The organism is Bradyrhizobium sp. Pha-3, from assembly GCF_042258325.1.
GTDB lineage: Bacteria > Pseudomonadota > Alphaproteobacteria > Rhizobiales > Xanthobacteraceae > Bradyrhizobium > Bradyrhizobium elkanii.
The window spans coordinates 4,164,347-4,177,624 of sequence record NZ_CP170151.1; the positions used below are offsets into that span (position 1 = coordinate 4,164,347).

11 protein-coding genes and 1 pseudogene are annotated in these 13,278 nt (G+C 64.7%); 6 read left to right on the top strand and 6 right to left on the bottom strand.

The features are described 5' to 3' along the window. Positions 1–19: 19 nt before the first annotated feature. Positions 20–928 carry a LysR family transcriptional regulator gene (locus tag ACE10X_RS19235; protein ID WP_051002889.1) on the bottom strand — a complete coding sequence of 303 codons (909 nt, stop codon included), beginning with the start codon at positions 926–928 and terminating at the stop codon, positions 20–22. A 214-nt stretch (positions 929–1,142) separates the two neighbouring features. Between ACE10X_RS19235 and ACE10X_RS19240 the strand changes: the two genes are divergently transcribed. Next, positions 1,143–2,660 (top strand): MFS transporter, encoded by a 1,518-nt coding sequence (locus tag ACE10X_RS19240; RefSeq protein WP_038383620.1) that lies wholly within the window; start codon positions 1,143–1,145, stop codon positions 2,658–2,660. A 51-nt stretch (positions 2,661–2,711) separates the two neighbouring features. Here the strand turns inward: ACE10X_RS19240 and ACE10X_RS19245 are convergent, their stop codons facing one another. Continuing rightward, positions 2,712–3,116, bottom strand: a complete 405-nt coding sequence (locus ACE10X_RS19245) for a cupin domain-containing protein (RefSeq protein WP_038383636.1) — start codon at positions 3,114–3,116, stop codon at positions 2,712–2,714. Between the two features lie 101 nt (positions 3,117–3,217). After that, a complete protein-coding gene (locus ACE10X_RS19250) occupies positions 3,218–3,619 on the bottom strand; it encodes an Ohr family peroxiredoxin (protein ID WP_375764460.1) in 402 nt (133 codons plus the stop codon). Between the two features lie 151 nt (positions 3,620–3,770). Between ACE10X_RS19250 and ACE10X_RS19255 the strand changes: the two genes are divergently transcribed. After that, on the top strand, positions 3,771–4,238 hold the full coding sequence (locus tag ACE10X_RS19255; RefSeq protein WP_038383622.1) for a MarR family winged helix-turn-helix transcriptional regulator: 468 nt from the start codon (positions 3,771–3,773) through the stop codon (positions 4,236–4,238). A gap of 114 nt (positions 4,239–4,352) precedes the next feature. Here ACE10X_RS19255 and ACE10X_RS19260 read toward each other — a convergent pair whose 3' ends face one another. Both ACE10X_RS19260 and ACE10X_RS19265 read right to left on the bottom strand, forming a co-directional pair. Then, on the bottom strand, positions 4,353–5,696 hold the full coding sequence (locus ACE10X_RS19260; RefSeq protein ID WP_038383623.1) for an ATP-binding protein: 1,344 nt from the start codon (positions 5,694–5,696) through the stop codon (positions 4,353–4,355). Continuing rightward, entirely contained in the window at positions 5,693–6,415 is a 723-nt protein-coding gene (locus ACE10X_RS19265; RefSeq protein ID WP_026192667.1) for a response regulator, read from the bottom strand. The genes ACE10X_RS19260 and ACE10X_RS19265 overlap by 4 nt, the downstream gene beginning before the upstream one ends. A gap of 284 nt (positions 6,416–6,699) precedes the next feature. On the opposite strand from ACE10X_RS19265, the gene bamA reads away from it, so the two are divergent. Both bamA and ACE10X_RS19275 read left to right on the top strand, forming a co-directional pair. Beyond that, a complete protein-coding gene (gene bamA / locus ACE10X_RS19270; RefSeq protein ID WP_038383624.1) occupies positions 6,700–9,210 on the top strand; it encodes an outer membrane protein assembly factor BamA in 2,511 nt (836 codons plus the stop codon). Positions 9,211–9,345: 135 nt separating this feature from the next. Further along, entirely contained in the window at positions 9,346–9,897 is a 552-nt protein-coding gene (locus ACE10X_RS19275; RefSeq protein ID WP_038383625.1) for a carboxymuconolactone decarboxylase family protein, read from the top strand. A 35-nt stretch (positions 9,898–9,932) separates the two neighbouring features. On the opposite strand, the pseudogene ACE10X_RS19280 reads toward ACE10X_RS19275, so the two are convergent. Beyond that, positions 9,933–10,472: pseudogene (locus tag ACE10X_RS19280) on the bottom strand (AAA family ATPase); the annotation flags it as partial. A gap of 213 nt (positions 10,473–10,685) precedes the next feature. Between ACE10X_RS19280 and ACE10X_RS19285 the strand changes: the two are divergent. Both ACE10X_RS19285 and ACE10X_RS19290 read left to right on the top strand, forming a co-directional pair. Beyond that, positions 10,686–11,852, top strand: a complete 1,167-nt coding sequence (locus ACE10X_RS19285) for a substrate-binding protein (protein ID WP_038383627.1) — start codon at positions 10,686–10,688, stop codon at positions 11,850–11,852. A gap of 126 nt (positions 11,853–11,978) precedes the next feature. Then, on the top strand, positions 11,979–13,196 hold the full coding sequence (locus ACE10X_RS19290; protein ID WP_038383628.1) for an MFS transporter: 1,218 nt from the start codon (positions 11,979–11,981) through the stop codon (positions 13,194–13,196). The last annotated feature ends 82 nt before the right edge of the window (positions 13,197–13,278 follow it).

A 13,278-nucleotide genomic window follows, 5' to 3' on the forward strand; every position in this document is an offset into this window, starting at 1 on the left:
CGGCCGGCGCGCAGATCGTTCAGGACCCGACAACTTCCGTGACGGTATGGATTTCCTCTGCCGCGCGGTTCGCGGGCATCCGATGGTGCTCGCGAAAGGCGCCAACGATCGTCTTCAGGACTGCGCGGGATTTTGCATCTGACAGCGCCGACAGCAGCATGATCTCGGACGGCGGAAGCGCAGGCAGGCCCAGCCGCCGGCTGACCTCGATCGTCCCGACCGGGGCGAGCCGGCGGGAGAACACCGACGTAGCGAGGCCTGCGGCGACCGCGTCGGCGACGGCAAAGGATCCGCAGCCGAGGAAAGTTTCCGTCCACGGGATGCCCGCCGCCGCCAGCGCGCGCGTCGCGATGTTGAGCACGCCGCAGGACGGCGAGGAGGCGGCGAGCCGCAGCGGCTCGCCCGCGCGATGGACGAAGTCCGGCGTGGCGAACCAACCATAGTGATCCGTCGCCAGCATCTCGCCGTCGCGGCGGTCGTCCTCGCGGCGGACGATGGCGGCGTCGATCTCGCCGCGATCGAAGGCGCTCAGCAGGTCGCGGGAGTCCTCGAGCCGGACCTCGATGGTGAGCGCCGGGTCGTGCGCATGCAGCCGTGCCAGCAAGGTCGGGACCTCCGCGCCACCGACATGGGTGGCGACGCCGATCGAGAAGCGACGCGGGCGTGCGGGCGACAACGCCGCCACGGCGCGATCATGCGCGGCGAGCAGTTCCTGCGCGGGGGCGAGGAAAGCCGCGCCCTGTGCCGACAGGCGCACCAGGCGCGGTGTCCGTTCGATCAGCCTGTAGCCGAGCTGGCGTTCCAGCCGCTTCAACTTGACGCTGATCGCGCCCTGCGTGGTGCCGAGCGTTTCGGCGGCGCGGGTAAAGCTCTTGAGATCGGCGATGGTCACGAATGTCTTCACGGCGTCGACGTCGAGCGTGGTCATGTCAGTCATCCGGATTTGTTGTCTCTGAAATATCTAGTCATCCAATTCACCAATGCTCAAGCCGTGACTAGCTTTGCGCTGTGAAGCGCTGCGGCCACCCGATTCCTGCCGCTGCTGCCTCAATACATCGTGAGTCGATCGACCGACGCTGCTGCCAGCACCCTGGCAACAGCGTGCGGTATGCCGTTGGCTTGCCACAACAAAAGGCCTGATCATGTCTACTGAACTGAGCCGCCGCGGCGCTGTCGTGCTGTCCGCCGTATGCCTTGCCTGCCTGATGTTCGGATTGGAGATTTCCAGCATCCCCGCGATCCTGCCGACGCTGGAGCGGGTGCTGCATGCCGACTTCAAGGCGCTGCAATGGATCATGAACGCCTACACGATCGCGGTCACCACGGTGCTGATGGCGATCGGGACGGTGGCGGACCGCTACGGACGCAAGCGCATCTTCCTGGTCGCGATCGCGGCGTTCGGCATCACCTCGCTGATCTGCGGCATTGCCTCGAGCGTCGACATGCTGATCCTCGCCCGGTTCCTGCAAGGCCTGAGCGGCGGCGCGCTCTTGATCTGCCAGATCGCCGTGCTCTCGCACGAATTCCAGGGCGGCCGGGTGCGCGCCGTTGCCTGGGGCTGGTGGGGCGTGATCTTCGGCATCGGTATCGGCTTCGGCCCGATCATCGGCGGCGCCGTTGTCGCGGTGCTGAGCTGGGAGTGGGTGTTCCTCGTCCACGTGCTGTTCGCAGCCGTTGCGTTCGTGCTCACGATCGGCGGCGTGCATGAATCGAAGGATCCGAAGGCGAGCAGCCTCGACGTCGCCGGTATCGTGACGATGTCGCTCGCGGTGTTCTGCCTCGCCTTCTACATCACGCAGGGGCCGGATCTCGGCTTTGCCAGCCCGAAGGGGCTTGCGATCCTCGGCGTCTCCGCCGTGAGCTTCATCGCGTTCCTGATTGCCGAGAAGATCAGCCGGCGGCCGATGTTCGACTTTTCGGTGTTCCGGATTCCAGCTTTCTCCGGCTCGATCGTCGGCTCGGCGGCGATGAACCTCAGCTACTGGCCCTTCATGATCTACCTGCCGATCTGGTTTCATGCCGGCCTCGGCTATGACAGCATGTCCGCGGGTCTTGCGCTGCTTGCCTATACGCTGCCGACACTGGTGATGCCGCCATTAGCCGAGCGACTGTCGCTGCGCTATCAGCCGGGCGTGATCATCCCGCCGGGGCTGTTCACGATCGGCGCCGGATTCATGCTGATGAAGTTCGGCAGCGCCGCCGTGCAGCCGGACTGGGCGACGATGCTGCCGGGGTGCCTGCTCGCCGGCATCGGTCTCGGCATCACCAACACGCCGGTCACCAACACGACGACTGGCTCGGTCTCGAGCGATCGCGCCGGCATGGCCTCGGGCATCGACATGAGCGCGCGAATGGTTTCGCTTTCAGTCAACATCGCGCTGATGGGCTTTATCCTGGCGAGCGGCGTGCTGGCGCATCTGAAGGCGGTGCTGCCGGCGCTGGACGGCGCGCAACTTCGGGCAATCGCCGAGCGGATCGCGGCCGGCGACGTCGCATCCACTCCGGAGCTGACCGGCCCGGTCGTGCATCAGGCACTCGCAAGCGGCTTCGGCTGGGTGATGCTCTATGGCGGGATCGGGGTGTGGATCATGGCCGCGCTCAGCTTCCTGATCTTCAACGCGCGGCCGATGCAGCAGGCCGCGGCTCACGGCACGAAGTGAACACGATGTCGCCGTGCCTGCCCAGACGCAGGGGCGGGCAGGCGGTATCGGTCACTTCACGAGGGTCAGCAGCGGCTTGTCCTTCTCGACGATGTAGGTCGCAAGCTCGCTGGCGGTGACGTCGCCGACATTCCTCGCCGCATGGACCGTGCCGGCGGGAATGAACAACACGTCGCCGGCCTTCAACCTCGCCGGCGGCCTGCCGTCGACGTCGTATTCGAGCGTGCCGGCGAGCACATAGATGATTTCTTCGCCCGGATGCGTATGGCGGCCGAATGCCTTGCCCGGCGCGATGTCGACCCGCACCTGCACGGCTTCACGCCCGGAGGCGCTGAGGTCGTGGCGCTGCAGGTCGGTCCGCGTGAAGCCGGCTGGTTGGAGCGCCTGTGCGCTCGGTATGGTCAGGAGGCTAGCGGTGAACAAGGCCGTCCTTGCGAGGAGGCGCGTTGCCTTCATCAGCTTGCTGGTCATCTTGAACTCCAGGATTTGCTTGCGTCCTTGTCCGATCGCGAGCCGGCAAGCGGTCGGCCCGCGTCGGAGATCGTCATGTGCTCGTTTCAGACGAGGGTGGTCGTGACATCGATGTTGCCGTGAACCGCCTTGGAGTAGGGGCAGATGCCGTGCGCGGCTTCGATCAGCTCCTGCGCAACCTCGCGCTCGACGTCGGGGATGTGGACGTTGAGGCGGGCGCTCAGGAAGAAGGCGCTGCCGGCCTGGTTCAGATCGATCTCGGCCTCGACCTCGGGCTCGCTTGCGAGCTTGACTTTGCGTTGACCGGCGGCGAGCTGGATCGCGCCGATGTAGCAGGCCGACCAGGCGGCCGCGAACAGGTTCTCCGCGGCGGGGTGCGGCTGCGGCAGCTTGACGTCGAGGAAACCGTCGCGCGAGCGGGCGGCGCCGTTCGGGCCGGCGGTGACGTGCGTCTTTCCGGTGACGAGAACCTTTGCATTGGCGGTCATGGCGAACTCCTTTAGGATGAATAATATAGATCGTATCCGATCTAATCGTGTACGCGTCGAAATAGACCCCGGGCTTGATCATGTCAAGCACTTCCGATTTAATCGGATGCGATTTATATTGACCGCGACATCCCAAACTCCGGAGACATCCGTGACCCGCTCCTCCAAGGCCGAGACCAAGGGCCGAAAACTCTCGAATTTTCTGTGCTTTGCGGTCTATTCGGCCAATCTGGCCTTCGGCCGCGCCTACAAGCCGATCCTGGACGCGGTCGGCCTGACCTACACCCAATACATCGCCATGGTGGCGCTGTCGGAGGCGGACGAGCAGACCGTCAGCGCGCTCGGCGAAAAGCTGTTTCTGGAATCCAACACGCTGACGCCGATCCTCAAGAAGCTGGAGCAGAGCGGCTATATCAGCCGCGTCAGAGATCCCGCCGATGAGCGGCAGGTTCGCGTGAGCCTGACGCCGGCCGGCCGAGGCCTGCTCGACAAGGACATCAATGTGTCCCTGGTCGAAGCCACCGGGCTCGGCGACGAGTTTCCCGTCGTGCAGAAGACTGTTGCGAGGCTGCGCGACAATCTGCTGCGCAACACGCGCGCCGATCCGAAGAAGGCCTGATCCCGCGGGCCAAATTGTAACGCGCCGTATCCGCGCCGCGCCGGACGGACTGAAGCAGTCTGGGTCTGATCAAAAGCGGCCGGGTGGCAGGGGCAAGCGCTTCTGAATCTTGCTTTAGCCGGACACGAGCTCAGGAAGCACGGGTCGAGACACGCTCGCCCCGCTTCGATCCGATCCGAGGTGCACGGGCCCCGGCAATTTGATGCGGACAAGAAGGCCGTGCGGCGCGTTGTCGTGCAGGGACAGCTCGCCGCCATGCCCGCACACCATGGCCTGAGCGATCGAAAGGCCAAGTCCGAACCCGCTTTTCTCGTCCATGGTGCGGGCCTCGTCGCCCCGGACGAACGGCTTCAGCATTTCGGCCCGGCGGTGCTCGGGAATCCCCGGACCGTCGTCCGAGACGTCGATGGTGGCCTGATCGGGTGACGCGGTCAGCCGGATATCGACTTCGCTACCGAAGCGCAGGGCATTCTCCACCAGGTTGGTCACGGTGCGGCTGATCTCGCCGGGACGGATCAGGAGCGAAGCCCTGACCGGGCCCTGGTAGCGCACGACGTGACCGCAATCGGAGAATTGCTCGCAGATCGTCTGCAGCAGGGCAGCGACGTTCACAAGCGTCGGCTTCGCCGCGCTGCCGCCGCTCAGGAATGACAGCACGGACTCCAGCATGGCCTGCATCTGGTCGAGGTCGTGCAGGGTCTCCGCGCGCTGGGCATCGTTTTCGATATATTCGGACCTGAGCCGCAACCGGGTGATCGGCGTGCGCAGGTCGTGACTGATAGCGGCGAGCATCCGCGTGCGGTCATTCATCAGCGTGGTGATGCGTTCGCGCATGCGATTGAGCGCGACCGCTGCGGCGCGGATTTCCTCCGGGCCGGTTTCCGGCAGCGGCGCGGCTGCCTGGCTGATGCTGAAATTCTCGGCGGCGCGGGCAAAAGCGGAAAGCGGCGCACTGAGCGCGCGGCCGGCCCACACGCCGAGCAGCGTGACGCTGACGAACAGGAACAGGAATGTGCTGACCCAGAATCCGCCGAAGAAGGGCGGCATTTTCGTCGGGCCGATCGTCGCTTCGAACAGGGCTCCGTCCGGCAACCGAACCGCCGCCGGCGCGGTCTTCGAGGAAAACTCGTCGATATCGTCGACGCCGGGCGGCTCTGACGAAACACCGTCAGACGAGCCCGGACCTGCGTCGCGCAATGTGAGGTGCAAGCGAGGAAAGGCTCGATCGGCAGCGCGCAACAGCGTTGCGCGATCGGCCGCAGGGGCCTCGGCCAGAAGCTTGGCAACCAGCTGGAACTGATGGATCGGCCTGTCCGCAAACGATCTCGGCTTCTGGCTGACGAAATAAAGCCCGATCAGGGCATGGATGAGCACCAGCGACAGCAGGATCAGCGCGGCGATCTGGCCACTGATCCGGTGGAAGCTGAAAAGCGCGGCAATCCTGCGGGTCCAGCTCATGCGTCCTCCACATGCGGCGTGAAGATGTAGCCCCCGGTGCGCACCGTCCGGATCACCGACGATCCTTCGCTCGTATCGAGCTTGCGGCGAAGCCGGCTGACCAGCACGTCGATGCTGCGCCCGAACGGACTGGCCGGCCGGCTGCGCGTCATGGTCAAGAGGCCATCCCGCGTCAGGATCCGGCCGGGTCGCTCGCAGAACACCTGCAGCAGGTCGAACTCCGCGCTCGTCAACGGGACCTGGGCGCCGTCGGGATCGCGCAGTTCGCGCAGGCGCAGATCGATGGTCCAGTCCTGGAAGCGCAGGCGCGCGGCGCTCTGGCCCGAGCGCCCGGCAAGGCCGGCCTGGGCCTGGCGGCGCAGCACGGCGTTGATCCGCGCCAGCAGCTCGCGCGGATTGAACGGCTTGGCGAGATAATCATCCGCGCCCATCTCGAGCCCGAGGATCCGGTCGAGGTCCTCGCCCTTTGCCGTGAGCATGATGATCGGGATCGTCGAGTCGCCGCGCAGGCGGCGACACAGGGTTAGTCCATCCTCTCCGGGCAGCATCAGATCGAGGACGACGAGATCGAGCGAATGCCCGGCAAGGTAACGATCCATTTCCCTGCCGTTCGAGGCGGTGGCCACCAGGCAGGATTGGTCGCGCAGGTAGCGGGCAATCAAGTCTCTGGTTTGCAGATCGTCTTCGACGATCAGGATCTTCGGAGTGTTTGCAAGCATGATCCGCGACTGGGTCCTCATCATGACGTTACTGACGCGCGTTCCAGCGCGCTCAGCCACCAATTGACCAGCATACGCGTCGCTTGTGGGCGGCATTGCGCCTTTTCGTAAGCATAGTGTTTCTGAACTGTAAGCGTCGCCCGCGGCCCGAAACAATCCGCGATGCCGGCCGCGTCGCGTCGCGCTAACAGTCCCAAACCACTGGAAATAATCCCGCAATCCTGCAGCCACACCGCAGCCATCACCATCCCGTCACAACGGGCTTCTTGTTCGCGAGGTGTGGAATGAAGACGTGGCGGGGCTTTGTCGCGGCGATCGTGCTGTCGGGGTTTTCGATCCCGGGGACGCCGGTGATATGGCCATTGTTGGCACCGGTGGCGGCCCAATCGGTTGATGCGATCACGGTCGAAGGCAACCGGAGGGTAGAGGCGGAGACCATCCGCTCCTATTTCAGGGCCGGGCCCAGCGGCCATCTCGACCAGGCCGCCATCGATGACGCCCTCAAGGATCTGGTCGGGACCGGATTGTTCCAGGACGTCAAGATCAATCAGGCGGGCAGACGGATCGTCGTTTCCGTGATCGAGAATCCGGTGATCGACCGCGTCGCGTTCGAGGGCAACAAGAAGATCAAGGACGAGCAGCTCGCGGCCGAAATGCAGTCCAAGCCGCGGGGTACCCTGTCGCGGCCGATGGTGCAGTCGGATGCACTGCGGATCGCCGAGATTTATCGGCGCTCAGGCCGCTACGACGTGCACGTCACGCCGGAAATCATCGAACGCTCGAATAACCGCGTCGATCTCGTCTTCACCGTCGACGAGGGAGCGAAGACCGGCATCAAGACCATCGAGTTCATGGGCAACAACAGTTTCTCGGCGGCGCGCCTGAAGGACGTGATCAAGACCCACGAGACGAACTTCCTGAGCTTTCTCGGTAATGCCGACATCTACGACCCTGATCGGGTCGAGGCCGACCGTGACCTGATCCGCCGCTTCTACCTGAAACACGGCTACGCGGACGTCCAGGTCGTGGCTGCGCTCGCCGAGTATGATCCGGAGCGCAAGGGCTTTCAGGTGACGTTCAAGATCGATGAGGGGCAGCAGTACCGCGTCGCGACGGTCAGTTTCCGCTCGAACATTGCGGGCTTCGATCCGACGACGCTGCGTTCATTGTCGCGCGTCGGCGAAGGCTCGCTCTACAATGTCGAGGCGGTCGAGAAATCGGTCGAGGACATGCAGATCGAAGCGTCGCGCCGCGGCTACGCCTTCGCGGTGGTCCGTCCGGACGGCGCCCGGAATTTCGAGGCCCACACGGTGGGCATCGTGTTTCGCGTGGAGGAGGGGCCGCGCACCTATATCGAGCGGATCGACATTCGCGGCAACGGCCGCACCCGCGACTACGTGATCCGGCGCGAGTTCGATCTCTCCGAGGGCGATGCGTATAACCGCGCGCTGGTCGATCGCGCCGAGCGGCGGCTGAAGAATCTCGACTACTTCAAGACCGTCAAGATCACCACCGAGCCCGGCTCAACGAGCGATCGCGTGGTGTTGGTCGTCGACCTGGAGGAAAAGTCGACCGGCGACTTCTCCGTGTCGGGCGGTTATTCCACGACGGACGGCGCGCTCGCCGAAGTGAGTATCTCTGAACGCAATCTGCTCGGCCGTGGCCTGTTCGCCAAGGCGACGGTCAGCTACGGCCAGTATTCGCGCGGCCTGTCGCTGTCCTTTGTCGAGCCGTATTTGCTCGACTATCGCGTCGCGCTCGGGCTCGATGCGTATTACAAGGAGCAGCTGCCGACGGACTACACGACCTATGGCGTGAAGACGATCGGATTCTCGCCGCGGCTCGGCCTGGCCTTGCGCGAAGACCTGACCCTCCAGCTGCGATATTCGCTCTATCAGCAGGAAATCTCGCTCGATAGCGCCTACGCGAACTGCAACAACAATCCGGCCAACCCGTCGCTCGCGTTCAATCCAACACCCGCCTACATCCAGAGTGTGCTCGGCGGCGTCGATCCCACGAACTCGGTCTCGTCAGGGCTTTATGGATATGGCTGCTACGGCGACGGAGAATCCACCTTGCCGGTGCGCAAGGAGCTCGCCGCAGGGGCGACCTGGACCTCGCAGATCGGCTACACGCTGACCTACAACACCCTCGACAACAACAAGAACCCGACCGACGGCCTGCTGATCGACTTCAAGCAGGATTTTGCCGGCGTCGGCGGCGACGTGACATATCTGAAGAGCGCGGTCGACGCGAAATACTATACGCCGCTGGTGTCCGACCTGATCGGGCTGATCCACCTGCAGGGCGGCCTGCTCACCAAGGTCGGCGACAATGATCTGCGCATGCTGGACCATTTCCAGATGGGGCCGAATCTCGTACGCGGCTTTGCCACCAACGGCATCGGCCCGCGCGACATCACCTATGCGAGCTTAGGTGCGGTCGGGGATGCGCTCGGCGGCACCAAATACTGGGGCGCGTCGATGGAGCTGCAGATGCCGTTTTGGTTCCTGCCCTCCGAGGTTGGGTTGAAGGGGGCTGTCTATGCGGACGCCGGCTCGCTCTGGGGTTATGAAGGCCCGACGTCGTGGGCCGCAACCGGCGAGGTGAATACCGCTGCTTGCAAATGCGGCCTCCAATACGACGATGGGAACGTGGTACGAACCTCGGTCGGTGTCGGCCTGATCTGGGCCTCGCCATTCGGCCCGCTGCGCTTCGATTACGCGGTGCCGATCACGAAGGGCAAATACGACATCGTGCAGGAGTTCCGGTTCGGAGGCGGGACGTCGTTCTGAGGTGACAGTCGCTCCGCTTGCCGGACCGCGCCGCGGGTTGCGGCCAGCGTGACGCCTGCCATGCTGTCCTGCCGCTTGCGACGTCCGGCGAAGGGGGGCAGGCTGCATCGGTTCAATTCCGATCCGAGGCAATCCATGTCACGCGTGTCAATCAAGACCAAGAACGACCTGCCGGCCGAGCTCAAGCCGCTGTGGGACAAGATGACCACTTATGGCGCGTTCGAGCACCAGGCCGGCGTCATGGCGCAGCGCCCGCCGATCTTCAAGCACATGTGGTCGCTGCTGGTCGATCTGGCCGACGAGGCGGTGGTCTCGAAGCGCCATCTCGAGGTCGCGCTGGTCACGGTCTCGCTGCTCAACAAGTGCGACTATTGCGTGTCGCACCATGCGCCGAAGCTCGCGATCCAGGGTGTTTCGGAGGCGGGCGCCGAGCGGCTGCTCGACTATCAGAATCATCCCGAGCTCGATGCGCTCGACAAGCTCGTGGTCGAATATGCGATCGCCGTCACCAGCAACTGGAACAAGACCCGCGACGAGATCTTCGCACGCCTGCGCGAACATTTCTCGGAAGCGCAGATCGTCGAGCTGACCTGGCGGATCGCGCTATGCGGCGCCTTCAATCGCTTCAACGACATCTTGCAGCTCGACGTCGAGCAGGGCGTTCCGCAGCGCGAGGCCGCGGAGTGACGGCCTGACCAGGTCACCGATGCGGCGCCGCCGCCGAGCGTCGTGAGCACGAAATCGGCCCGCTCTGATGGCGATAGCTTCGGCAGGCCGATGACGTTGTAGCTGAGCGTCGGCAGCGCCTCCATCAGACGCTGATACTCCGCCGTCGCTGCCTCGAAGCCGTGCCGACGCTCGGAATCGGTGACGTAGATCTCGGGCCATGGCGGCGTCATGAACACGCGCCGGTGGTAGCGATGTGCGGAGCAGATCGGGTGCAGCACCGGCTCGCCTGTCAACGCCTCCAGTGCCGTCGCCGCGTCGACGAGGCCGCGATCGAAGAACACCCATCCCGAATGGGCCTTGGCCATCTCCAGATCTTTCAGTCCGACGCAGATGGCGCGACGCAAAAAGGCCGCCGTATCGACCCAGGGCAGGGCCTTGCCGCCGGACGCAAGCTGATCGGCGATGATGCGGCGGCCGGGTTCTTCGACGACGGGATAACCGCGTGCGGCCAGTTCAGCCAGCAGCGTCGATTTTCCGCCGCCGGAGCAGCCGGAGATCAGGACGAAGCGGTTTTGCAAAGGGTGTCCTTTCATCGATCGTCACACCGCGCGAACGAGCACGCCGCGAAGGCGGGTTGCCCGATAGACCAGAAATCTTGAGGAGGAAGGCGCGCGGAAATGTCTCGACGCGCGGAGTGAGCATAGCCTCGAATGTGACGCAAATGGGGGCGCGCTTGACGAATTCTTCAGGGCCACGCCGATAAGATCGACCAAACTGGATGCTTCCTGTCTGAAGGAAAGACGCACATGGCATCACGCTCGATCATCTGCACGACGCTCGCGCTTCTGCTCTTCGGTGCGATGCTTCAGCCGGCGCGCGCTGCCGAATCCGGCGAACCGATCCGCGTCGGCGCGGTGCTGCCGTTTTCCGGCGGGGTCGAGCTCTACGGCCAGCAGGCGAAACTTGGGCTCGATCTCGCCGTCAGGGACATCAACGCGGCCGGCGGCATTCTTGGCCGGCCGGTCGAGGTGATCTATGCCGACGACAAGACACGGCCGCAGGCGGCCGCTGAGGCGATGCGCTCGCTGGTCGAGAAGCAGGGCGTGCTGGCGGTGGTCGGTCCGATCACGTCGCAAAACCTGAATGCGCTGGTGCCGATTGCCGAGAGCTCGAAGACGCCGCTGCTCTATGCCACCAATTACGAGGGCGGCAAATGCAGCCGCTATCTGTTTTCGTTCGGCGCGGTGCCGAACCAGGAACTCGGCCAGCTGCTGCCCTACATGAGCCGGACGTTCGGCAACACCTACTTCCTGCTCGGCGCCGACCGGGTGTGGCCGCATCAGATGTTCGGCATCGCGCAGCCTCTGATCGAGAAGCTCGGCGGCAAGGTGGTCGCGACGAAATACACGCTGGGGACCGAGCACGACTTCTCGCCGCTGATCGCGGAGATCGCGGCGAGCAAGGCCAAGGTGCTGCTGTTCGCGCTGAAGGGTGACGGGATGGATTTCATCCGGCAGGCCGACGAGGCCGGGCTATTGAAGGACATCACCGTCGCGTTCCTCGGATTGTCGGAAGTCGACCTCGGCATCTTCCGTGGCAAGGGACAGAACATGGTGACCGTGGTGCCGGCGGTCGCGGCGAGTGAGGATCCTGCCGTCAAGGCGTTCGTCGCGAAGGCCCGCGCCGTCGCGGAGCCGGGTGTCGCGGTGTCGAACTATGTGATGACGCATTACAACACGCTGATCGCGCTGAAGGCGGCGGCCGAGAAGGCCGGCAAGCTCGACAAGGAAGCCATCATCGACGCGATGGCGGGCCTCGCCGTTCCGTCGCCGACCGGCCCTGTCACGCTCGGTCAGGATCATCACGTGGCGATGAGCATGTTCATCGCCAGGACGCAAGGTTCCGAGCTGGTGCAGGTCCACGCCCTCGGCGAGATCGCGCCGCAGCCGGGGTGCAGTTTGGCTGGCCGCTGACCAATATCTCGGTAGCCGGGCTAGACGCCATGCTCGCAAAAAAGTGAGCTGGAACGCTCGTCGCCTGTCGGTTCCAGCCCTGTCTGCTCGTCTTCCAGCCAGAACGAGCTGCATGGGAGTTCCGGAATGAGCAATTCGACCTATCGCTGGGTGATCGTCGCGGCCGGTGGCCTGCTCGGCTGCGTCGCGATCGGCGGCATGTTTTCGCTGCCGGTGTTCCTCCAGCCCATGGCGCGCGAGACCGGCTGGTCGGTGACCGGCATTTCCAGCGCGATGACGATCGGCTTCCTCGCGATGGCCTTCACCAGCATGATCTGGGGCACGCTGTCCGATCGGTTCGGGCCGCTCCCGGTGGTGCTGACCGGATCGGTCGTGCTGGCGGCAAGCCTCGCGCTGGCCAGCCAGGTGACATCGCTGCTGGCCTTTCAGTTCGTGTTCGGCGCGCTGGTGGGCGCGGCCACGGCGGCGATCTTCGCCCCGATGATGGCCTGCGTTACCGGCTGGTTCGACACCCATCGAAGCCTCGCCGTCTCGCTGGTATCGGCCGGCATGGGCATGGCGCCGATGACGATGTCGCCGCTCGCGGCCTGGCTGATCTCCCACCACGACTGGCGCACCGCGATGCTGATCGTCTCGGGCGTGGTCGGCGCGATCATGATCCCGGTCTCGTTCCTGGTGCGCCGCCCGCCGGCGCTGCAGGGCGACCACGCTGAAGCGGTCTCCGAAAACGGCGAACCGCCGATGTCGCTGGCGCAGGCGCTGCGCTCGCCGCAATTCATCATCCTGATCGCGACCAATTTCTTCTGCTGCGCCACCCATTCGGGCCCGATCATTCATACCGTGAGTTACGCGGTCACCTGCGGCATTCCGATGGTTGCTGCGGTAACGATCTACAGCATCGAAGGGCTCGCCGGCATGGGCGGCCGCATCGCCTTCGGCCTGCTCGGCGACCGCTTCGGCGCCAAGCGCGTGCTGGTGCTTGGCCTGCTGGCGCAGGCGTTCGGCGCGCTCGGCTACGTCTTCGTGCGCGAGCTTGCCGCATTCTACGCGGTCGCGGCGATCTTCGGCTTCATTTATGCCGGCACCATGCCGCTGTATTCCGTGCTGATCCGCGAGAACTTCCCGCTGCGGATGATGGGCACCGTGATCGGCGGCACCGCGATGGCCGGCAGCCTTGGCATGGCGACCGGGCCTTTGGCCGGCGGCCTGATCTACGACACCTTTGCGAGCTACACTTGGCTCTATGTCGGCTCCTGGGCCGTCGGCATCGGCGCGTTCCTGATCATGATGACCTTCCGCCCGATCCCGGCGGCGCGGCCCGCGGCGGTGCCGGCGCCGGCATGAGGTTTGACCTAGGTCATGCAGCGCGCCGCTCGGACAGACGCATTGTTCTTGCCGAGCGGCGGGCAAAGGGGCAACGTTGTGG